We start from the raw sequence: 21976 nt of genomic DNA on the forward strand, positions 1-21976 counted from the left end.
TCTCAAATTCCCAGATAGGCGGCGCGGATGCGTTCGTCCGCGATCAATTCGGCCGACGGGCCGGACATGGTGATGCGCCCCGTCTCCATGACATAGCCCCGATCGGCGACCGAAAGCGCGCCAAAGGCATTCTGCTCGACGAGAAGCACGGTGACGCCGAGCGCCTTCATGCTTTTGACCACATCGAAGATCTGCGCGACGAGGATCGGGGCAAGGCCCATGCTCGGTTCATCGAGCAGCAGGCAGGAGGGCCGGGCCATCAGCGCACGGGCAATCGCCAGCATCTGTTGCTGCCCGCCCGAGAGACCGCCCGCCGCAAGGTTCCGCTTCTCCTTGAGGATCGGGAACATCACGAAGGCGTCCTCTCTGTCGCGGTCGACCTTCTCGTCGGCGAAGAGATAGGCGCCAAGGCGCAGGTTCTCCTCCACCGTCAGATTGGTGAAGATCTGCCGTCCCTCGGGCGACTGGGCAAGGCCACGCTGCACGCGGCGATGCGCCGACACCGTCGTCAGGGCCTCGCCGCGAAACAGGATGGAGCCCGCCGAAACCGGCTGGATGCCGGAGAGGCACTTGAGCAACGTCGTCTTGCCGGCGCCATTGGCGCCGACCACCGTGACGATCTCGCCCGAGGCGACATCGAGGTCGATGCCGTGCAGCACCTCGATGCGGCCGTAGCGTGAGCGCAGTCCCTCAACCGTCAGCATGTTTCGCCTCCGTCGACTGGGCACCCAGATAGGCTTCGATGACACGCGGATCTCGCGCGATGGCCGCCGGCTCGCCTTCGGCGATCTTCTCGCCGTGATCGAGCACCACGATATGGTTGGAAATGCGCATGACCATCTTCATGTCATGCTCCACGAGCAGGATCGACACACCTTCAGCCGCGACCTTGGCGATGAGGTGGTCGATCTCCTCCGTTTCGACGGCATTGCAGCCGGCGGCGGGTTCGTCGAGCAGCAGGACACGCGGCTTCAGCGCCAGCGCACGGGCGATTTCCAGCCGCTTCAGCGCACCGTAGGAGAGCGAGCCCGCCTCCTGTTCGCCAGCCCGGCCGAGGCCGACGCGGTCGAGCAGCAGCCGGGCGCTTTCCTCCGAGGCCCTGCTTCGCCGGCGGGCAGAGGGCAACGCGAAGAGATCGGCAAGGACCGGACCACGCTCATGCAGGTGATGACCGGCAACGGCGTTTTCCAGAACGCTCATCGACTGGAAGATCTGCAGGTTCTGGAAGGTGCGCGACAGGCCGCGGCGCGCCAGAAGATGCGGCGGCATGCGCGTGACATCCTCGCCGTCGAGCACGACGCGTCCGCGCGCCGGGGCATAGACGCCGGAGATCATGTTGAACAGCGTCGTCTTGCCGGCGCCGTTCGGGCCGATGACGGAGACGATCTCGCCGGGTTTCAAGGAGAAGCCGACATCGTTGACGGCGCGCAGGCCGCCGAAGTCGATGCCGAGACCTTCGATCTGAAGCAGGCTCATTCCCCCCTCCCCCGGATACGGCGCGCGATGGACGGCAGCAGGCCTTCGCGCATGAAAATCATCACAAGCATCATGACGAGGCCGAGCATGAGCTGTTCGTATTCCTGGAAGACCGTCAGCACCTGCGGCAGCGTCGTGAGGATCGCGGCACCGAGAATGGCGCCGAGCACGGAGCCGGCCCCGCCGAGCACCGTCATCGTGACCATTTCGATGGAATGCATGAAGCCCGCCACATCAGGTGTGATGAACTTGTTCTGCAGGGCCAGAAGCGATCCGGATACCGAAGCATAGACCGCCGAGATGACGAAGGCGACGAGCTTGTAATGCGCGACATCGACGCCGACCGTGCGGGCTGCGATCTCCGAACCGTGCAGGGCGCGAAGGGCACGGCCGGTCGGGCTGTGATAGAGATTGAGCGCCAGCCAGGCTCCCAGCACCAGCACGAAACCGGAGAAGGCGTACCAGAACTCGGTGTTGGAAAGATCGATGCCGATGGCCTTGAGCGCGGCGCGAAGGCCGAGTTCCGGCACCGCCATGCCGTCCGGCCCGCCGGTCAGCTGCGCCTCGTTGGAGAGCACCATCGAGACGAGAATGCCGAAGCCGAGGCTGGCGACCGCAAGATAATAGCCCTTGAGGCGCAGGATCGGCCGGCCGACGAGGAAGGCGATAACAGCGGAAAGGGCCGCGCCGAGCAGCGCGGCGAATGCGGGATGCAGGCCGAGATGAACCGGCGCCAGCGCGCAGGCATAGGCGCCGATGCCGGCGAAACCGGCATGTCCCAGGCTGATCTGGCCGGCATAGCCGATGAGGATGACGAGGCCCGTCACCGCCAGACCATTGACGAAGATCAGCGATCCCACCCGGAAATAGTAGGACGACGGGAAGAAGACCGGCGCGATCGCGATGACCGCGGCGAGGATGAGGAGCGTGGTTGCCTTGCTGGAGAGCCGCATGATCACACCCGATCCGTCGATTTGCGGCCGAACAGGCCCTGCGGCATGGCGAAGAGCACGGCGAGGATGACGACGAAGGCCGCCGCATCCTTGTATTGCGAGCTGATATAGCCGGCCGTCATGGCTTCGAGAACGCCGAGCAGCAGACCGCCCACCAGTGCGCCCTTGGGGTTGCCCATGCCGCCGAGCATGGCGGCGGCAAAGCCCTTCAGCGCCAACGCGAGACCGACATCGTAGCCCGTCAGCGTGATCGGCGTCACCAGCACGCCGGCGAGCGCGCCGATGGCGGCGGACATGGCGAAGGAAAGCGTCATCACATAGTTGGTGTTGATGCCGACGAGCTGGGCGGCGACGCGGTTGTTGGCCGTCGCCAGTACCGCGCGGCCGATCAGCGTGCGCGTGAAGAACAGCCAGAGACAGATGAAGACGGCAAGCGCGCCGGCAATCACCCACAGGCTCTGCGGCAGGATGGTTGCGCCACCGATGAGGATCGGCTGGTCGCCGGAGAAGGCCGGGAAGCGGTGCAGCTGCTTGTCGAAGACCAGCTGCGTGGCGCCACGGATGAAGATGGATGCGCCGATCGTGATGATGATCAACGAGACGACGGGCGCGCCGCGGGCAGGCTCGATGGCGAGCTTGTTGAGCGCCACGCCCACCGCCGACGTGGCGATGATGGCGATCAGCGCGGCGAGCGGCAACGGCAGGCCGGCGGCATGCGCGAAGAAGGTGATCATGCCGCCGAGCATGACGAACTCGCCCTGGGCGAAATTCACGACGTCGGAGGCATTGTAGATGATCGTGAAGCCGAGCGCGACGAGCGCATAAACAGCGCCGACCGTGATCCCGGACAGGAGAAATTGCAGGAGTTCGGGCATGGATGCCTCCGCTTCGCGCACGACGGTATCCGCCGGCCCGTGCCTTCAGGGCCCGGGCCGGCAGGCTCGATTACTCGACGATCTTCCAGCCGCCCTTTTCGATCTGCAGCATGCGGAAGGCCGAGAGGTCGAGGCCGAGGTGATCCTCGGCCGTCATGGTGACGGTACCCGTGGTGCCGACCAGACCCTTCGTGCCTTCGATGGCATCGCGGATGTCGGACGGCTCGGTGCTGCCGGCACGCTTCAGCGCATCCACGAGAATACGCAGCGCATCATGGGCGTAGCCGCCGAAGGTCGAGACCGGCTTGCCGGTCGCCTTCTCATAGGCGTCCTTGTAGGCCGTGACGACGGCGCGCTGCGGATCGCTTTCCGGCAGGAGCTTCGCGACGAGCAGCGCCGTGCCCGGCAGGCGCACGCCTTCGGCCGCTTCCGCGCCGGCAAGCTCGATGAAACCGTCGGAGGCAACGCCATGCGACTGGTAGAGCGGCAGGCCGACGGCGAGCTGGGCATAGTTGCGCGTGACGATGGCCGGCCCCTGGCCGAAGCCGGGGTTGAGTACGGCCTGGATGCCTTCCTTGCCCTTGATATTGGTAAGCTGCGGCGTCATGTCGGCGTCGGTCGGGCCGTAGGTCTCGTCGGCCAGCACCTCGATGCCGTAGTCGCCGACGATGGCGAGGCACTGCTTGTGCATGGAGGCGCCGAAACCGTCGGAACCGGAGATCATGCCGATCTTGGTGATGCCGTTCTTCTTCATGTCCTCGAAGATCTTCGCGCAGGCCATGCGGTCCGTGTGCGGCGTCTTGAAGGTATAGGGCTTGACGGGATCGATGATCTCGATGGCGCCGGCCAGCGAGATGAAGGGCACCTCGGCATCCTCGAAGACCGGAATGATGGCCATGGAGGTGCCGGTCGTCGTGCCGCCGATCACGGCGACGACTTCGTCATCTTCGACGAGACGGGTGGCGAAGGTGCGTGCCTTGTTCGGGTCGCCGCCGTCGTCATAGATCACGAGTTCGAGCTTCTCGCCATTGACGCCACCGGCGGCGTTGATCTCCTCGACCAGCATCTTCAGCGTCTTGGCCTCGGGATCGCCGAGGAAGGATGCCGGGCCGGTTTCCGAGACGGTCGCGCCGATCTTGATATCGGCGAAAGCAGGCGCGGCAAGCCCCAGAACGAGCGCAAGGGCGGTGGTGGCAAGCGAAAGTTTCATGTCGGTTCTCCTCCCAACAAAGACAAAGGGTTAAAGCAAAAACACCTCTCACGCCGCCGCGGGGCGGCGCCACATGACCACGCGGAACCGGTTGGCGACGAACGCCGCATCCGTCAGGCTGGCATTGCCGGCCGGATTGGCGCCGGTGACGTGGAAATCGCTGAAGGCGGCGCTCTGGTTGACGTAGATGCCGCCGGTCAGATTGACCGAAAGATTGACGCCCGCCGCGGCAAACCGGTCGGCGGCGGCAAGGATTTGCGTCTCGTCGGTGGCATAGAGCGCCGCGGTGATCGCGCCCTTGCGCTCGGCAAGGTCGGCTGCGCGGTTCACGCCATCGACGACATCGTCGACCGCGACGACGAAGGCGATGGGACCGAAACGTTCTTCCGCATAGGTTTCGTTGTCCGACGCATCGACCGCGAGGATCAGCGGCGTTGCGGTTCGGGCATCGTCGAGGCCTTCGACCGGTGCGGAATCGCGGACGAGACGGCCAAGCGCGCGAACGGCGGCGACGCGGGCGAGCGTCGCGGGATTGGCGATGGCGCCGCAGACACCGGCAGCGCGCGCCGGATCGGAAAGCAGACCGTCAACGGCAGTGGCGATCCCGGAGGCAACCTGGTCGAAGCTCTTGTGGCCCTCGTTCGTCTCGATACCGGCGCGCGGGACGAAGATATTCTGCGGGGCGGTGCACATCTGGCCGGAATAGAGCGACAGCGAGAACGCGATATTGCCGCACATGCCGGCGAAATTGTCGGTGGCGCCGATCACGATGGAATTGACGCCGGCCTCTTCGGTGTAGACGTCAGCGCCGCCGGCATTTTCCCTGACCCAGCGACCGAAGGCATTGGAGCCGGTATAGTCGACGAGCGCTGTGGCGGAGTGCCGGACGAGATCCCTGGTGATCTCAGAACCGGGCGCATCGGCGGCGAGCAATACGATGTCGGCGGCAAAACCTTCTTCCACCAGCACCTGCCTGATAATCTCGACGGTGATGGCAAGCGGGAGGATCGCGGCGGGATGAGGCTTGACGATGACGGTGTTGCCGGTGGCAAGGCTCGCGAACAGACCCGGATAGCTGTTCCAGGTCGGGAACGTGTTGCAGCCGATGACCAGCGAAACACCGCGCGGCACGATGCGCCAGTGCTTTTCCATGACGATAGGCTCGCCCTTGCCCTGCGGCTTGGTCCAGGTCGCCGTCGCCGGCGTGCGGGTCATCTCGGCATAGGCATAGGTGACGGCTTCGAGGCCGCGATCCTGCGCATGCGGACCGCCGGCCTGGAAGGCCATGGCGAAGGCCTGGCCCGTCGTGTGCATGACGGCATTGGCCATCTCGAAGCTGCGGGCATTGAGGCGGGCGAGGATTTCGAGGCAGATACCGACGCGGATTTCCGGTGCGGCGGCCGCCCATTGCGGCGCGGCGGCACGCGAGGCGGAGACGAGCATGCCCACGGAGGCGGCGGGATAGGTGATGCCGAGGGAGGGTCCGTAAGGCGAGACTTCCGCACCGACGACGCCGTCGGAGGGATGGCCGGCGAGCGTGAAGGGCTGGCCGAGACGCGCCTTGTAGGCGGCAAGTCCGTCGTCCCTGGCGGTTTCGCCATAGATCTTGCCGCTTGGCACTTCAGGATAGGCAGTCCAGAAATCGCGCTTGGCAGCGGCCTGCAAGGCTGCTTCCAGCGTGGGGCGATGGCGCTCGAAAAGTGCGGTCATGGCTGCTCCTCCCAGTCAGTGCTTTTATAATTGACTGACCGGTCGGTTTATGCAAGAGTTTTTTTACGGTCGCCGCTGGGAAGGGCGACAGGGAGGAAAAATGTCCAATTCCGACACCATTCTGTCGGCGCTTGCCGATGGCGTTCTCACCCTCACGCTGAACCGCCCCGACAAGCTCAACGCCTTCAACGACGAGATGCATCTTGCGCTGCGCGCCGGCTTCGAGCGGGCCCATGCGGACGACGCCGTCCGCGCGGTGCTGCTGACCGGTTCCGGCCGCGGCTTCTGCGCGGGACAGGATCTCGGCGACCGCGATCCGAAGAAGGGCGTGCCGGATCTCGGCCACACCATCGAGACCTTCTACAATCCGCTGCTGCGCCTGATCCGCAGCCTTGAAAAGCCCGTCATCTGCGCCGTCAACGGTGTTGCCGCCGGTGCGGGCGCCAACATCGCCTTCGCCTGCGATATCACGCTCGCCGCGCGCTCCGCCCGCTTCATCCAGGCATTTGCCAAGATCGGCCTCGTGCCGGATTCCGGCGGCACCTGGAGCCTGCCGCGCCTGATCGGCGAGGCTCGCGCCAAGGCGCTGGCACTGACGGCCGAGCCGCTCGGGGCGGAAACCGCCGCCGACTGGGGCCTCATCTGGCGCGCCGTCGACGATGACAAGCTGATGGAAGAGGCAAGCGCGCTTGCGACGCGTCTCGCCGCCGGCCCGACGCGCGGCCTCGGCATGACCAAGCGGGCCATCCAGGCCGCCGCCACCAATTCGCTCGACCAGCAACTCGATCTCGAACGCGACCTGCAGCGCGAGGCGGGCCGCAGCGCCGACTATGCCGAGGGCGTTTCCGCCTTCCTCGAAAAGCGCAAGCCGGAGTTCAAGGGCAGATGAGCGCCGCGACCCTTTCCCCGCAGGCGCTGGCCGAAGCCTGCGCCAAGGCCATGTGGGACGACGACAATGCCACCCGTCATCTCGGCATGGAGCTTGTCTCCATCGCCCCCGGCGAGGCCGTCATCGCCATGACCATCGCCGAGATCATGACCAACGGCCACGGCACCTGCCATGGCGGCTACATGTTCACGCTGGCGGATTCGGCCTTCGCCTTTGCCTGCAACACCTACAATCAGCGCACCGTCGCCCAGCACTGTTCCGTGACGTTCCTCGCGCCGGCCTTCAAGGGCGACAGGCTGACGGCAACGGCGCGCGAAGTGTCGCGCCGCGGGCGCGGCGGCCTCTACGATATCCGCATCACCAATCAGGAGGGCGAGCACGTCGCGGAATTCCGCGGCCACTCGCGAACAGTCAAGGGCACGCATCTGCCGGAGTGAGGCAGACCATCCCCTATTCTTGCCCGTATTCTTGCCCGCATTCTTGGAGGAGAATTTCATGGAAGACCTGTCCCCCCGCCCCGGAGAGCTCGAGCCGATCGAGACCGCCTCGCGCGACGAGATTTCCGCGCTGCAGCTGCAGCGCATGAAGTGGTCGCTGACCCACGCCTACGAGAATTCTCCCTTCTACCGCCAGCGCTTCGATGAAGCGGGCGTGCACCCTTCGGACCTGAAGACCTTGTCCGACCTCGCAAAATTCCCCTTCACCACCAAGAAGGACCTGCGCGACACCTATCCCTTCGGCATGTTCGCCGTGCCGCGTGAAAAGCTCGCGCGCATCCATGCCTCCTCCGGCACCACGGGCAAGCCGACTGTCGTCGGCTACACCCGGAACGATATCGACACCTGGGCGACCGTCGTCGCGCGCTCCATCCGCGCCTCGGGTGGCCGGGCCGGCGACATCGTGCATGTCGCCTACGGCTACGGCCTCTTCACCGGCGGTCTCGGCGCGCACTATGGCGCGGAAAAGCTCGGCTGCACGGTCGTGCCGATCTCCGGCGGCATGACGGAGCGGCAGGTCACGCTGATGCAGGACTTCAAGCCGCGCATCATCATGGTGACGCCGTCCTACATGCTCTCCATCCTCGACGAATTCCGCAGACACGGCATCGACCCGCGTGAAAGCTCGCTCGCCGTCGGTATTTTCGGCGCCGAACCCTGGACGAACGCCATGCGCGAGGAAATCGAACAGGCCTTCGACATGCATGCCGTCGACATCTACGGCCTCTCCGAGGTCATGGGCCCGGGCGTCGCCAACGAGTGCGTCGAGACGAAGGACGGCCTGCATATCTGGGAAGACCATTTCTACCCCGAGATCATCCATCCCGAGACCGGCGAAGTGCTGCCGGACGGCGAGATCGGCGAGCTGGTCTTCACGACGCTCACCAAGGAAGGCCTGCCGATCATCCGCTACCGCACGCGCGACCTGACAAGGCTCCTGCCCGGCACCGCCCGCTCCATGCGCCGCATGGAAAAGGTCACCGGCCGCTCCGACGACATGATGATCCTGCGCGGCGTCAACGTCTTCCCGACGCAGATCGAAGAGCAGATCCTGAAATGCCGTGGCCTTGCTCCGCATTTCCAGATCGAGTTGAGCCGGTCGGGCCGAATGGACAACATGACGGTTCATGTCGAATGCACCGTCGAGATGGCGGACGAGAGCGCCCGCGCCGGGTCGGCCAAGGAACTCGCCCACCACATCAAGAGCATCGTCGGCGTCTCCACCAGGATCACCGTGCACGAGCCGGGCGGCGTCGCCCGCTCGGAAGGCAAGGCGAAGCGCGTGGTCGATAACCGGCCGAAGGAATGAATGTAGGGATAGCCCGGCACCGGCTTGACTGTGTATAGGGAGGTCAGCCGCCCTTCCCGGATAGCAGGAACAAGCAGAGCAGGAACCATGGCACGCACGCGCGCAGTCGATTTCGAGGAAAAACAGCGTGGCATTTTGTTGAGTGCCGCAGCGGTCTTCGCCGAGATGGGCATGGAAAAGGCGTCCATGTCCCAGATCGCCTCGCACAGCAACGTGTCCAAGGCCCTGCTCTACCACTACTATCCGAGCAAGGACGCGCTGATCTTCGATATCGTGCGCACGCATCTGACGGAACTTGCCAATGCCATCGAGGCCGCGGACCGGCCGCAGCTGGATCCGCAGGCGCGCCTGCGACTGCTGGTCAAGGCGGTTCTGGCGAATTACGAAGGTCGCGACAACGAGCACAAGGTGCAGCTCAATGGCACCAGCGCACTCTCCCCGGACCAGCTTGCCGAATTGCAGGCCATCGAACGGCAGATCGTCAAACGCTTCTCCGGCGTGATCCGCGACATCAACCCGGACCTCAACAAGGACCGCCCGCTCCTGATGCCCGTCACCATGTCGCTCTTCGGCATGATGAACTGGGTCTATATGTGGTTCCGCCCCAATGGGCCGGTGACGCGGGACGAATATGCGGACATCGCGACGACGTTGATCCTGGAAGGCGTCAAAGCCGTAACCTGAGGCCGGCGCGCGCCGGCTTACTCTCCGTCCTTCTCCACATCCTTGCCCGTCGCCGCCACCGATTCCAGCCGTTCGGCAAACTCGCGCCGCAACGTGCGGCGCAATTCAGCGGCCTTGTAGCGTCTGACGTCCACGGCGTCCTTCGGCTGCAGTTCCGGCACACGCACCGGCTTTCCCGTATCGTCCACGGCAACCATGGTAAAATAGCAGGAATTGGTGTGCCGGCGTTTGCCTGAGCGGATGTTTTCCGCCTCCACACGAATGCCGATCTCCATGGAGGTGCGACCGGTATGGTTGACCGAGGCGCGGAAGGTGACGAGCTCGCCGACATGGATCGGCTCCTTGAACATCACCTGGTCGACCGACAGCGTCACCGCATATTGCTGCGAATAGCGGGACGCGCAGGAGAAGGCGACGCGATCGAGCAGGTTGAGCAGCGCCCCGCCATGGACCTTTCCCGAAAAGTTCGCCATGTCGGGCGTCATCAGCACGGTCATGTCCAGGCGGCGGGGATCCTGCTCGATCGGCGTCATCAATCACTCTCTCGTTTTGGCCACCATCGTCAGAACGTCGTATTGCGCGACGGTGGCGCCCAGCTGGTTCGTCACATTGCAATCCCAGCGCACCTCGCCGTGCTCGGCATTGGCGCGCGGATTGATCTCCTTGCAGGTCAACTGCACCTGGAGCGTATCACCGGGATTGACCGGTGTCAGGAAGCGCAGGTTATCGACGCCGTAATTGGCGAGCACCGGGCCGGGCGCCGGATCGACGAAGAGACCGGCTGCGAAGGAGACGATGAGATAGCCATGCGCCACTCGCCCGTCGAAGAACGGGTTCGCCTTGGCGGCCTCCTCGTCCATATGGGCGTAGAAGGTGTCACCGGTGAAGTTGGCGAAATGCTCGATATCCTCGAGGCTCACCGTGCGCGATGCGGTGATCAGCTGGTCGCCGATCTTCAGTTCCGCCAGCGACTTGCGGAAGGGATGTTCGCCGCCGCCCTGCGCTGCAGCCCCTTGCATCCAGCGGCCGGTAACGGCCGACAGCATCGTCGGGGCGCCCTGGATGGCGGTACGCTGCATATAATGCTTGACGCCGCGCATGCCGCCCAGCTCCTCACCGCCGCCGGCACGGCCGGGGCCGCCATGCACGAGGCCCGGCAGGGGGGAACCGTGACCGGTGGAGGACTCGGCGCTGATGCGGTTGCCGATCATCACGCGGCCGTGGAACGGTGCAAGCCCGAGCACCACCTCTTCGGCAAAACCGGGATCGTTGGTGAAGACGGAGGCAACGAGGCTGCCCTTGCCGCGCCGGGCGAGATCGACCGCTTCTTCCGCCGTGTCATAGGGCATGACGGTGCTGACGGGGCCGAAGGCCTCGACATCGTGGATCGCACGGGCCGACCCCGGCTTGGCGCAATAGAGCAGAACCGGATTGAGGAAGGCGCCGGCCGCGGCATCGCCGGACTGGATGTCAGCCTGATCAGGGTTGCCGGCGACGATCTCGGCATCGGCTGAGAGATCGCGGATGCGGGCGCGAACCTCTTCGCGCTGGTCGAGGCTGGCGAGGGGGCCCATGCGGACGGCTTCATCGGCGGGGTTGCCGATGACGGTCTTGCCGAGGCGCGCGCGCAGGCTTTCGATGAGGGCTTCGCTGTAGGAGCGGGGCGCGATGACGCGGCGGATCGCCGTGCATTTCTGGCCGGCCTTCACCGTCATCTCGCGCGCGACTTCCTTGACGAAAAGGTCGAACTCCTCCGTGCCGGGCACGGCATCGAGACCGAGCACGGCGGCGTTGAGACTGTCGGCCTCCATGGTGAAGCGCACGGAATTCTCCACGATGGCCTTGTGCGTCTTGAGGCGCTGACCGGTGGAGGCGGAGCCGGTGAAGGTCACGGCATCCTGTCCCTCGACATGATCGAGCAGATCGCCGACCGAGCCGCAGACGAGCTGCAAGGTGCCTTCGGGCAGAATACCGGTCTCGACGATGCGGCGGACCATCAATTCGGTGAGATAGGCCGTCTGGCTTGCCGGCTTGACGATGGCGGGAACGCCGGCCAGCAGCGTCGGCGCCAGCTTTTCCAGCATGCCCCAGCAGGGGAAGTTGAAGGCGTTGATGTGAACCGCCACGCCCTGAAGCGGGCTCAGAATATGCTGCGCGGAAAAAGTGCCGTCCTTCGACAGCAGCTCCACGTCGCCATCCAGCAGCACGCGGGTGTTGGGCAGCTCGCGCCGACCCTTGGAGGCATAGGAAAGCAGCGTACCGATGCCGCCCTCGATATCGACCCAGCTGTCGGCACGGGTGGCGCCGGTGGCGGTCGACAGGGCGTAAAACTCTTCCTTGCGCTCCATCAGCGCCTGGCCGAGCGCCTTCAGCATGGCGGCGCGCTCGTGGAAGGACAGACGGCGCAGCGCCGGGCCACCCTTGTCGCGGCCGTAGGCGAGGATCGCCTTGAAGTCGATGCCTGTGGAATCGATGAAGGCGACGGGCGCGCCCGTCGAGGCGTCGAGCAGCGGCACGCCGTCCTTCGCGCCGGCGACCCACTGGCCGCCGACATAGCTTTCAAGCCGGCGCGGCCGGTTTGCCATGACGTTCATGTCATTATCCTCTCATTTCAGTCCGAGCGCAGAAAGCTGCGCATCGACTTCGGCCTGCCATTCCGCAAGCAGGGTCTCGTTTGGCGTATGCCGCAGCCCAAACCGGGACAGCGTCTCGAAGCGGGCCGAGCCGGAATGGCCGAAACTCGCGGCAACGCGGGGATACCAATAGGCGACCGAGGCCTTTGCACCGTCACGGCCCACCGCGCCATCGATGATCTGCAAGAGGCCGGCAAGCCCGAGTTCGGCATGGCGTGTCTCGCGCGGCAGGATGGCACGAAAGACTTCGGCGAGCGGCTGATAGGAGACGCGCGACAGCTCCTTGAGCTGCACGACGCTCGCGCGGCCCATCAGCACGTTCATGACGACGGCGTCGACCCAGCCTTGCAGCGGATAGTGGAAGACGGAAAGGCGCATGTCGCCGCCTTGTCGCGCCGCACCGATATCGGCCTCGCGGGCGCGCCGCTCGGCCCAGGGATGATGTACGGCATAGCGTCCGCCATCCGCGCCAAAGGTCTCCATGATCCGCAGGACCTTGCCCGCATGGTCGGCCTTTTCCAGCACGATGCGGGCAGCGGAAATGCGTTCCTGAATACCCGGCGCATCGTTGATCGTATCAGCAAACCCCGCCGAGCCGGCCAGCTCGCTGTCGACGAAGCTCGCCATCAGCCGCAGCAACTCACCGCGATAGCGCGGCGGCACATTGGCGGGAGACGAGAGAACCCCGCCCTTTGCCAGGTAATCCTCGATCGGCATCGTATCGGACATGGCGTATTCCCCCTACTGGTCGTAGCTGACGACGATGCGGTCGGTGAGCGGATAGCACTGGCAGGTCAGGACATAGCCCTGCCGCACCTCGTAATCTTCGAGCGCATGATTGACCTCCATCTCGGCCTCGCCCTCGATGATCTTGGCGCGGCAGGTGGAACAGACACCGGCTTTGCAGGCATAGGGCGCGTCCATGGCGTTTTCGAGCGCCGCGTCGAGCAGGCTCTGGCCCTGTTTCGGGAACTTGAAGACGCGTGTCGCGCCGTCGAGCGTAACGGTCGCCTCGCACATCGCCCCCTGGTCCGCGCCGGCGATGGCCTCCACCTTGCGCTGCGCCCGGCCGGGCTGCGAGGAGGCGAAGAGTTCGAACTTGATCTGGTCGTCGCGAAGCCCATGCGCGCGAAGGGCCGCGGCGATGGCCAGCATCATCGGCTCGGGGCCGCAGATGAAGGCAGTGGCGATCGACGTGATATCGATCCAGCTCTTGAAGAGAGCCGCGCATTTCTCGCCGTCGATGCGGCCGGTGAAGAGGTCGATCTCCTGCGCTTCACTTTCCAGCACATGCAGCACGGAGAACCGGCCGAGATAGAGGTTCTTCAGGTCCTCCAGCTCCTCGCGGAACATGATCGAACTGATCTGCCGGTTGGCGTAGACGAGCGTGAAACGCGCGCGCGGCTCGCGCGACAGCACGGTCTTGATGATCGAAAGCACGGGCGTGATGCCGCTGCCACCGGCAAAGCCGAGATAGTGTTTGGACACCTCCGGCTCCAGCGCGGTGAAGAAGGCGCCCATCGGCGGCATGGCTTCCAGCGTGTCGCCAGCCTTCAGGTTCTCGTTCACCCAGGTGGAGAAACAGCCGCCGTCGACGCGCTTGATGCCGACCTTCAACACGCCCTCATCCTTGCCGGCGCAGATCGAATAGGAGCGGCGCAGTTCCTCGTCCTCGAACTTGCGGCGGAAAGTAAGATACTGTCCTTGCGTGAAGTCGAAGACGGCGCGGTCCTCCTCGGACGGCCGGAGCGTGACGACGACTGCATCGCGCGTCTCGCGGCGAACGTCGGTCACGGTCAGGGGATGAAAACGTGCCATGCGCGGGCCCTCTCCCTAGAGCATTTCCAGCCGGAGCAGCATCGCTTCGGCGTCGGACAATGCGGTAAAACAAGAAACCGGAGCGTGTCGGGCGAACCGGGTTTGCCGGGCACGCTCCAGGGTCAGATGCACTTGAAGTAGTCGAACGGTTCCAGACAGTCGGTGCAGCGATAGCTCGCCTTGCAGGGCGTCGAGCCGAACTGGCTGATCTTCTCGGTATTCACGGATCCGCAGCGCGGACAGGCGATCGTCAGGTTCGAACGGCCGGAAAGCCGATCGATGCGTTTCATCAGGATGCCATCGGCGGCCGTGCCGTCGATCGGCGGGGCGATGCCGTAGGCCTTCAGCTTTTCCCGGCCTTCGGCGCTGATCCAATCCGTCGTCCAGGCGGGCGAGAGCTGGCGCTCCAGCCGGACCTTCGAAAGGCCTTTCCCGGTGAGCGCCGTCTCGATGTCGAGATTGATGATCGTGGTGGCAGGACAGCCCGAATAGGTCGGCGTCACCGTCACCACGAGCGTGTCGTCCCGCCATTCGACGTCCCGGATGATCCCAAGATCGGTCAGCGAGATGACCGGGATTTCCGGGTCCGGCACTTTGGATAGCCAGTGCCACACCTCATCGAGCGAAGGACGGAGCGCCGGTTCCATGACCCTTCTCCTACCAGGTGGCGCCCGGATAGGCGCGCTGGAGGAACTGCATCTCGGTCAGGATGAAGCCGAGATGTTCCGTGTGCACGCCGCGCCGGCCGCCCTTGTGCATATAGCCATCGGCGGGCTTCTTCAGTGTGCCTTCGGTCAGTGCCTCGGCAACGATCTCGTCCCAACCGGCCTTGAGGCTTTCCGGCGCGGGAATGATGCCGGCCGCGACCAGTTCGGCGTCGAGCGCATCGCTCTGGAACATCTCGCCGGAGAAGGGCCAGAGTTCATCGAGCGCGTCCTGCATGCGACGGTGGCTTTCGGCCGTGCCGTCGCCGAGGCGGATGATCAGATCGCGGCTGCGGTCGAGATGGTAGGAGACCTCCTTGAAGGCCTTTTCCGCGATCTCGGCGATGCGCGTGTCGGACGATCCCTTCAACGCCTTGAGGAGCAGGTAGTGCCAGGCATCGAACAGGAACTGGCGCATCAGCGTCTTGCCGAAATCGCCGTTCGGGCGCTCGACGAGGAGGATATTGCGGAAGTCGTAACCGTCCCGCAAATAGGCGAGATCGTCCGCCGAGCGGCCCTTGCCTTCCACCTCGCCGGCGAGGCCGAGCCAGAGCTGCGTCTGGCCGATCAGGTCGAGCGCGGTGTTGGAGAGCGCGATGTCTTCCTCCAGCGCGGGCGAGTGACCGCACCATTCGGAAACGCGATGGCCGAGGATCAGCGTGTTGTCGCCGATGCGCAGCAGGAATTCCACGAGCGCCGGGGTCGTCATCACATGTGCCCCACTTCATCCGGAATGTCGAAGAAGGTCGGGTGACGGTAGACCTTGGAATTCGACGGATCGAACAGCGGGCCCTTCTCCGAGGGCGCGCTCGCGGTGATCTCGGAGGATTTCACCACCCAGATGCTGACGCCCTCGTTACGGCGCGTATAGACGTCGCGGGCATTGTTGATCGCCATCTCGGCGTCGGGCGCATGCAGGCTGCCGACGTGGCGATGGTTGAGGCCATGCTGGCCCCGGATGAAAACTTCCCAAAGCGGCCATTCGCTGGACATCGTGCTCTCTCCCTTATTCGGCGGCGATTTTTGCAGCGGCGCGGCGATCGGCGGCCTTTTCGGCATGCGCCGTCAGGCCGTCACGGAACCAGGCGCCGTCGCTCCAGGCCTTCTTGCGGGCATCAAGGCGCTCCGCATTGCACGGGCCGTTGCCGGCGATCACGTTGAAGAACTCTTCCCAGTCCGGCTCGCCGAAATCGTGGCCACCCTTCTCCTCGTTCCACTTGAGATCGGGATCGGGAATGGTGAGGCCAAGATATTTCGCCTGCGGCACGGTCTGGTCGACGAATTTCTGGCGCAGCTCGTCGTTGGAGTTCTGCTTGATCTTCCAGGCCATGGACTGGGCCGAATGCACGGAGGCGTCGTCCGAAGGGCCAAACATCATCAACGAGGGCCACCACCAGCGGTTCAGCGCATCCTGCACCATGGCCTTCTGCGCAGGCGTGCCCTTCACCATGCGCATCAGGGCATCATAGCCCTGGCGCTGGTGGAAACTCTCTTCCTTGCAGATGCGCACCATGGCCCGCGCGTAGGGGCCGTAGGAACAGCGCTGCAGCGGCACCTGGTTCATGATGGCCGCGCCATCGACCAGCCAGCCGATCGCGCCGATATCGGCCCAGGTCAGCGTCGGATAGTTGAAGATCGAGGAATATTTCGCCTTGCCGGAATGCAGCTGCTCGTACATCTGGTCGCGGCTGATGCCGAGCGTTTCGGCGGCGCAGTAGAGATAGAGGCCGTGGCCCGCCTCGTCCTGCACCTTGGCAAGCAGGATCGCCTTGCGCTCCAGCGTCGGCGCGCGGGTGATCCAGTTGCCCTCGGGCAGCTGGCCGACGATTTCGGAATGGGCATGCTGGCTGATCTGGCGCATCAGCGTCTTACGGTAACCTTCCGGCATCCATTCCTTCGGCTCGATCTTCTGGCCGGCATCGATGCGCTCCTGAAAGGCGCGCTCCTGCGGCTCCATCTCGTCGAGGGACCGGACGCGGGCGGCATCGGTCTTCACCATCTGGGCATACATGGTCTTTCCTCCGGTTTGCGCGTCAGACGCGTTCGAGAATGATGGCGATGCCCTGGCCGACGCCGATGCACATGGTGCACAGCGCATAACGTCCGCCCTGGCGGTGGAGCTGGTAGGCAGCGGTCGTCACGAGACGCGCGCCGCTCATGCCGAGCGGATGGCCGATGGCAATCGCCCCGCCGTTCGGGTTCACATGCGCGGCATCGTCAGGCAGGCCGAGATCACGCAGAACGGCGAGTGCCTGCGAGGCAAAGGCCTCGTTGAGTTCGATGACGTCCATTTGACCCAGCGAAAGGCCGGCGCGGTCCAGCACCCGGCGCACGGCCGGCGCGGGGCCGAAGCCCATGATGCGCGGCTCGAGGCCCGCCGCAGCCATGGCGACGACGCGCGCCTTCGGGGTGAGGCCCTGCGCCTTTGCGATCGCTTCGCTGGCGATGATGAGCGCGGCAGCGCCATCGTTGACGCCGGACGCATTGCCGGCCGTGACGGTGAGATCCGGGCCGTTGACGCCCTTCAGCCTCGCAAGCTGCTCGGCCGTCGTGCCGGGACGGGGATGTTCGTCGGTGTCGATGACGAGCGGATCGCCCTTCTTCTGCGGCAGGGAGACCGGGACGATCTCGTCGGCGAAGACGCCGGCCGCATGCGCGGCGGCCCAGCGGGCCTGGCTGCGTGCGGCAAAGGCGTCCTGGTCTTCCCGGCTGATGGAGAAATCGGCGGCGACATTGTCGGCCGTCTCCGGCATGGAATCGACGCCGAACGCCTTCTTCATCTTTGGATTGACGAAGCGCCAGCCGATCGTCGTGTCGTAGACGGCATTGGCGCGAGAGAAGGCGCTTTCGGCCTTCGGCATGACGAAGGGAGCGCGGCTCATGCTCTCAACGCCGCCGGCAATGACGAAATCACAATCGCCGGCACGGATAGCGCGCGCCGCCATGCCGACGGCATCCATGCCGGAGCCACAGAGGCGATTGACCGTCGTTGCGGGAATGGAAACAGGAAGGCCGGAGAGCAGAACGGCCATGCGGCCGACATTGCGGTTGTCCTCGCCGGCCTGGTTGGCGCAACCGTAAATCAGATCGTCCACCTTCGACCAGTCGACGCCGGGGTTGCGCGCCATCAGACCGGCAAGCGGCAGGGCGGCAAGATCATCGGCACGCACCGACGACAACAGTCCGCCATAGCGGCCGATGGGTGTGCGGACGGCATCGCAGATAAAGGCTTCGGACACGCGGCTTCCTCCCTGGCATCCAGGCCGGCCTCCTTCTCCTCGAAAGATTGACCGACCGATCGGTTATATATTTACCAGCAGACATATCACAAATCAATGGCACTTTTGCGATTTTCTGTGACGCTTTATCGCGACGGCCTGTATCCTAGCACAGAGACCGAGTTTTCCGCGCAAATTGTGCGCTAGTTTGCGCCGCGCAACAGCGAAAGACGACGCGCTGTCGCCTCGCTCATCTCCGGCAAACCGCCGTCCACGGTCACGAAATGGCGGGCGACATGCTGGTCCGCTTCCGGCGAAAGGCGAAGATAGAGATCGGTGAACAGGCTGCGCGCCGCCTCGCCCGGCCAGTCCGCAGGCAGCGCCGCCTGCGGCAGGCGCGGGTCGCGCAGCACGACGAGACGAAACTGGTGCACCAGCACAAGCCGCGCCACGAGGCTTTCGGCGGCGCCGAGACGCGCGCCGCCTGCCAGAAGTTCGGCAAGGCGCCTGAAGCGGTCGATGAAACCGCGATAGGCCTCCGCATGCTGCGCGAGGTTCCAGTGATCGGCGGCAAACGCGCCGAGATCGCCCGCGCCGCTCACCACATCTGCGCGGAAGACAACGGCGGGCTGTTTCAGCACCGGCATGGCGCGGGCGCCAACGGCGAGGCGGGGGCCAAGCCGGGCATGCCCCGCCCGCTCCAGCTGCTGCATGGCCTCGTCAGGCGCGTCGCCGGTCAACTGCACGAAGTGCCAGTCCGCCGTCTCCGACGGGCCGAACAGCAGGCGGGCGGCAGCGGCAAACTCTGCACGAGCGGGAGCCGCGAGACGGTAGAAACTGCGCCGGCCCTCCCGTTCGCCCGAAAGCTGGCCGGCGGCAACGAGCCGCGAAACGGCAGTGCGCACCAGGGTCTCGCTGATGCCGACGGCCGCACAGGTCTCGATGAGGTTGCCGGTCCAGACCACGCCGCCGCGCGGTTCCACCACGTCACCATAAATGGTGACGATGAAACCGGCCGCCTTCAACGGGCTGCCCTCGATGATCGCCCTCAGCAGGGCGTCAAAGGTGGGCCGTGGTCTGTCGTCTTCAGCCGGCAAGTCGCTCCCCTGCCCCCAAGTTCATTTCGATGGTGCCGAGGACTAACGCAGAACGGGGCCTGTCGAAAAGCCCCGATGAACAACAGGCACGGCCGGGTATCTCAAGTAGGGTTCATTGCGCAAAGCATGAACCTGCATAAAACGCCATCACATGGGGGGATTAATCACCCGGTGTTTGAGCCCACGCGAAGTTTCCAACGGGGGACGTCAAGCTTTCGAAGCTCGGTCCTTTCCACTCAAGTGGGAAGCGCAGTCGTGTATTTCACCGCCTTCAATGCGAAATGGGATGACGATGTCAGGACGGCGTCATGCGTGAGAATTCCTCTCATGAGGAGAGCTTCATATTCGCGTACGTCCCCCACCACCGCCCGGATCAGGTAATCCCAGTCACCGGACATCGAATAACACTCGAGCACTTCCCGATGGCTGTTGATGAAGAGTTCGAAATCGCGCCGCGCGGCGGGATCATGCGATTTCATCCTGACCTGGCAGAAGACGTTCAGGCCCTTCCCGACCGCATCCGGATCCACGAGCCGAACGGTCTTCCCCAGAACGCCGGCCTGTTCGAGCTTGGCGATCCGTCGCCAGCAGGACGCCGCCGATGCCCCGACCCTCTCCGCCAGCCGGGTCTGGCTGATATCGCCTTCCTCCTGCAACGCGCGCAGGATGGCCTTGTCGACACCGTCAAGCGTGATTGTTTCCATTCAATTTTCCAAAAATTATGAAGTTACTAATTCATATCTTAGGCCGAAGGCGCAGATATTGAAAGGAAAATAGCGCGGCAAGCGACTACACTGATCCCGATGTGATTACGGGAGGATCTCATGGACCAGGTTGTCGTGAAGGGCCGCAGGCGGAACGCACCCGATGACGGGATCGACTGGCACCGGGTTGCCTATATCCTGCACCTGTCGCGCGCACTCGACGAAATGGAGGAAACGCGTCTCGTACCGGAAAAGAAGGTGCTCTATCAGTTTTCCGCTCGCGGACACGATATGGCGCAAATCCTCCTGGGGATGCAATTGACCGGCGTCCACGATGCGACGTGCGGCTACTACCGATCGCGGCCACTTCTCCTTTCGCTCGGCGTCGATCCGGCTGATGCGCTGGGTTCCGCGATGGGGCGAGTCGGCGGCTACTCGGACGGACGCGACATCGGCGTGGTCTTCAATTATCCCAACCGTTCGGGCCCGTCGGCCCTGCCGATGTGCGGCGGCGTCGGCGCGCAGTACACGCCGACCGCCGGCTGGGCGCAGGCCATGAAGTATTACGCCGAAACGCTGGGGCGCGTGGAATATGCCCGGGATATCGGTGTCGTGCTCGGCGGCGACGGATCGGTCGCGTCGAACGGGTTCTGGGCGGCCCTTACCGCGGCCACGACCCAGGCCCTTCCCATGCTGTTCTATATCGAGGACAACGGTTTCGGGATTTCGGTACCGTCGACGATACAGACGCCCGGGGGAAATATCGCCGCCAACCTGGCGAGCTGGCAGGACCTCCAGATTTTCGATGGTGACGGTTGCGACCCCGCCGCCGCCGCGCGCCTCACCCGGGAGGCCGTGGAATTCGTCCGCGAAAAGCGCCAGCCCGCCCTGCTGCGCCTGACCGTTCCGCGTCTTCAGGGCCACAGCTTCCAGGACACGCAGACCTACAAGAGCCAGGACCTCGTGCGGGAAGAATGGGATCGCGACCCCCTGCCGCGCCTTCACGAATTTCTCGTTCCCGCCGTCATGACCGCCGAGGCATGGGACGATGCGCGGCAGCAGGCGGAAAACGATACGGAGCTTGCCCGCCAGGCAGCCGAGGCCCGCCCGGCGGCCGATCCCACCACCGTGACCGACAACGTCTTCTATAGCGGCGCGATGCAGACCATGGGCGGACAGCACGGCGAAGGGTATGTCGCCCCCGCCGGCACGGAAGTTCCACAGCCTTCGGGCGCACGGATGAACATGGTCACGGCGATCCGCAAGACCCTTGAGCATGAAATGTCGATCAACGAACGCGTTGTCGTCTTCGGGGAGGACATCGGCCCCAAAGGCGGCGTCCACGCCGTGACGCTCGGCCTTCAGGAAAAGTTCGGCGGCGGCCGGGTTTTCGACACCTCCCTGTCGGAAGAAGGCATCATCGGCCGCGCCGTCGGCATGGCGCTGGCAGGCTTGGTACCGGTGCCCGAAATCCAGTTCCGCAAATATGCCGAGCCCGCGACGGAGCAGATCAACGATTGCGGCACGATCCGCTGGCGTACGAACAACCGCTTCGCGGCTCCGATTGTGGTGCGCATGCCGGGCGGCTTCTTCAAATGCGGCGATCCCTGGCACAGCCAGACGAACGAGGTCGCCTTCGTCCACCAGCCCGGCTGGCAGGTTGCGGTTCCCTCCAATGCCGAAGACGCCGTCGGCCTGCTGCGGACATCGCTGCGCGGCAACGATCCCGTGATCTTCTTCGAGCATCGCGCGATGCTCGACCACGCCTGGGCACGTCGGCCCTATCCGGGCGACGACTTCACGCTTCCCTTCGGGAAGGCGAAGTTCACGCGCACCGGCGAGGATATCACCGTCGTGACCTGGGGCGCCATGGTCCAGCGATGCGAAGACGCGGCCGAAGGCATTTCGGCCGACGTGATCGACCTGAGGACACTCATGCCCTGGGATCGGGATGCCGTCCTGTCCTCGGTGAAGAAGACCCGCCGATGCCTCATCGTGCACGAAGACCTCGGCTCTGCCGGCTTCGGCGCTGAAATCGCGGCCGTCGTCGCCGACCAGGCGTTCATGGACCTCGACGCACCTGTCTCTCGCCTGACCATGCCCGATATTCCAAGCCCGCATAACCCGGTCCTGCTGGATTGGGCGGTTCCGTCCGTCGAACGCATCGCCGCGCGGATTGCCGCGCTTGTGGAGTTTTGA

Annotated in this window: 22 protein-coding genes; 5 read left to right on the forward strand and 17 right to left on the reverse strand. The window is 64.7% G+C overall.

The window, feature by feature from the left end; translation table 11 throughout:
* Positions 1-2: 2 nt before the first annotated feature.
* The 6 genes from V8U06_RS17145 to paaN form a co-directional block, all read right to left on the reverse strand.
* Positions 3-704, reverse strand: coding sequence for an ABC transporter ATP-binding protein (locus tag V8U06_RS17145; protein WP_226922928.1), 702 nt, complete (start codon positions 702-704; stop codon positions 3-5).
* Entirely contained in the window at positions 691-1476 is a 786-nt protein-coding gene (locus V8U06_RS17150; protein WP_427141676.1) for an ABC transporter ATP-binding protein, read from the reverse strand. Before V8U06_RS17150 ends, V8U06_RS17145 begins: the two co-directional genes overlap by 14 nt.
* Positions 1473-2429, reverse strand: a complete 957-nt coding sequence (locus tag V8U06_RS17155; protein WP_427141677.1) for a branched-chain amino acid ABC transporter permease — start codon at positions 2427-2429, stop codon at positions 1473-1475. The genes V8U06_RS17150 and V8U06_RS17155 overlap by 4 nt, the downstream gene beginning before the upstream one ends.
* Before the next feature lie 2 nt (positions 2430-2431).
* Positions 2432-3304, reverse strand: a complete 873-nt coding sequence (locus V8U06_RS17160; RefSeq protein ID WP_427141678.1) for a branched-chain amino acid ABC transporter permease — start codon at positions 3302-3304, stop codon at positions 2432-2434.
* A 70-nt stretch (positions 3305-3374) separates the two neighbouring features.
* Entirely contained in the window at positions 3375-4514 is a 1140-nt protein-coding gene (locus V8U06_RS17165; RefSeq protein WP_427141679.1) for an ABC transporter substrate-binding protein, read from the reverse strand.
* Positions 4515-4562: 48 nt separating this feature from the next.
* The gene (gene paaN, locus V8U06_RS17170; RefSeq protein ID WP_427141680.1) at positions 4563-6224 is read right to left on the reverse strand and encodes a phenylacetic acid degradation protein PaaN; all 1662 of its coding nucleotides are present in this window, start codon (positions 6222-6224) and stop codon (positions 4563-4565) included.
* 100 nt (positions 6225-6324) lie between these two features.
* Between paaN and paaG the strand changes: the two genes are divergently transcribed.
* The 4 genes from paaG to V8U06_RS17190 all read left to right on the forward strand — a co-directional run bounded on the left by paaG (position 6325) and on the right by V8U06_RS17190 (position 9603).
* Positions 6325-7113: a 2-(1,2-epoxy-1,2-dihydrophenyl)acetyl-CoA isomerase PaaG gene (gene paaG / locus V8U06_RS17175; RefSeq protein WP_427141681.1), complete on the forward strand. Its 789-nt coding sequence runs from the start codon at positions 6325-6327 to the stop codon at positions 7111-7113.
* Complete coding sequence (gene paaI / locus V8U06_RS17180) at positions 7110-7550, forward strand: hydroxyphenylacetyl-CoA thioesterase PaaI (RefSeq protein WP_427141682.1); 441 nt, start codon at positions 7110-7112, stop codon at positions 7548-7550. The genes paaG and paaI overlap by 4 nt, the downstream gene beginning before the upstream one ends.
* 58 nt (positions 7551-7608) lie before the next feature.
* Positions 7609-8919 carry a phenylacetate--CoA ligase PaaK gene (paaK, locus tag V8U06_RS17185; RefSeq protein WP_427141683.1) on the forward strand — a complete coding sequence of 437 codons (1311 nt, stop codon included), beginning with the start codon at positions 7609-7611 and terminating at the stop codon, positions 8917-8919.
* A gap of 87 nt (positions 8920-9006) precedes the next feature.
* Positions 9007-9603 (forward strand): TetR/AcrR family transcriptional regulator, encoded by a 597-nt coding sequence (locus V8U06_RS17190; protein WP_226922936.1) that lies wholly within the window; start codon positions 9007-9009, stop codon positions 9601-9603.
* A gap of 17 nt (positions 9604-9620) precedes the next feature.
* Here the strand turns inward: V8U06_RS17190 and V8U06_RS17195 are convergent, their stop codons facing one another.
* From V8U06_RS17195 to V8U06_RS17245, 11 genes are all read right to left on the reverse strand, one after another.
* Positions 9621-10136: an acyl-CoA thioesterase gene (locus V8U06_RS17195; RefSeq protein WP_226922937.1), complete on the reverse strand. Its 516-nt coding sequence runs from the start codon at positions 10134-10136 to the stop codon at positions 9621-9623.
* 3 nt (positions 10137-10139) lie between these two features.
* Positions 10140-12197 (reverse strand): phenylacetic acid degradation bifunctional protein PaaZ, encoded by a 2058-nt coding sequence (paaZ, locus tag V8U06_RS17200; protein WP_427141684.1) that lies wholly within the window; start codon positions 12195-12197, stop codon positions 10140-10142.
* 12 nt (positions 12198-12209) lie between these two features.
* A complete protein-coding gene (locus V8U06_RS17205; RefSeq protein ID WP_427141685.1) occupies positions 12210-12965 on the reverse strand; it encodes a Phenylacetic acid catabolic protein in 756 nt (251 codons plus the stop codon).
* 12 nt (positions 12966-12977) lie between these two features.
* A complete protein-coding gene (gene paaE, locus V8U06_RS17210; RefSeq protein ID WP_427141686.1) occupies positions 12978-14054 on the reverse strand; it encodes a 1,2-phenylacetyl-CoA epoxidase subunit PaaE in 1077 nt (358 codons plus the stop codon).
* Positions 14055-14176: 122 nt separating this feature from the next.
* Entirely contained in the window at positions 14177-14701 is a 525-nt protein-coding gene (gene paaD / locus V8U06_RS17215) for a 1,2-phenylacetyl-CoA epoxidase subunit PaaD (RefSeq protein ID WP_427141687.1), read from the reverse strand.
* Positions 14702-14711: 10 nt separating this feature from the next.
* Entirely contained in the window at positions 14712-15467 is a 756-nt protein-coding gene (gene paaC, locus V8U06_RS17220; RefSeq protein ID WP_427141688.1) for a 1,2-phenylacetyl-CoA epoxidase subunit PaaC, read from the reverse strand.
* Positions 15467-15751, reverse strand: a complete 285-nt coding sequence (gene paaB, locus V8U06_RS17225) for a 1,2-phenylacetyl-CoA epoxidase subunit PaaB (protein WP_023516149.1) — start codon at positions 15749-15751, stop codon at positions 15467-15469. The genes paaC and paaB overlap by 1 nt, the downstream gene beginning before the upstream one ends.
* Positions 15752-15764: 13 nt before the next feature.
* Positions 15765-16769 (reverse strand): 1,2-phenylacetyl-CoA epoxidase subunit PaaA, encoded by a 1005-nt coding sequence (gene paaA / locus V8U06_RS17230; RefSeq protein ID WP_427141689.1) that lies wholly within the window; start codon positions 16767-16769, stop codon positions 15765-15767.
* Between the two features lie 22 nt (positions 16770-16791).
* Entirely contained in the window at positions 16792-17997 is a 1206-nt protein-coding gene (gene pcaF / locus V8U06_RS17235; protein ID WP_427141690.1) for a 3-oxoadipyl-CoA thiolase, read from the reverse strand.
* Positions 17998-18179: 182 nt separating this feature from the next.
* On the reverse strand, positions 18180-19073 hold the full coding sequence (gene paaX, locus V8U06_RS17240) for a phenylacetic acid degradation operon negative regulatory protein PaaX (protein WP_427141691.1): 894 nt from the start codon (positions 19071-19073) through the stop codon (positions 18180-18182).
* Positions 19074-19309: 236 nt separating this feature from the next.
* Positions 19310-19777: an Lrp/AsnC family transcriptional regulator gene (locus tag V8U06_RS17245; protein WP_226922946.1), complete on the reverse strand. Its 468-nt coding sequence runs from the start codon at positions 19775-19777 to the stop codon at positions 19310-19312.
* A gap of 120 nt (positions 19778-19897) precedes the next feature.
* Between V8U06_RS17245 and V8U06_RS17250 the strand changes: the two genes are divergently transcribed.
* Entirely contained in the window at positions 19898-21976 is a 2079-nt protein-coding gene (locus V8U06_RS17250; protein ID WP_427141692.1) for a transketolase C-terminal domain-containing protein, read from the forward strand.

The organism is Shinella sp. G-2 (genome assembly GCF_050172695.1).
In the GTDB taxonomy this organism is placed as follows: Bacteria; Pseudomonadota; Alphaproteobacteria; order Rhizobiales; family Rhizobiaceae; genus Shinella.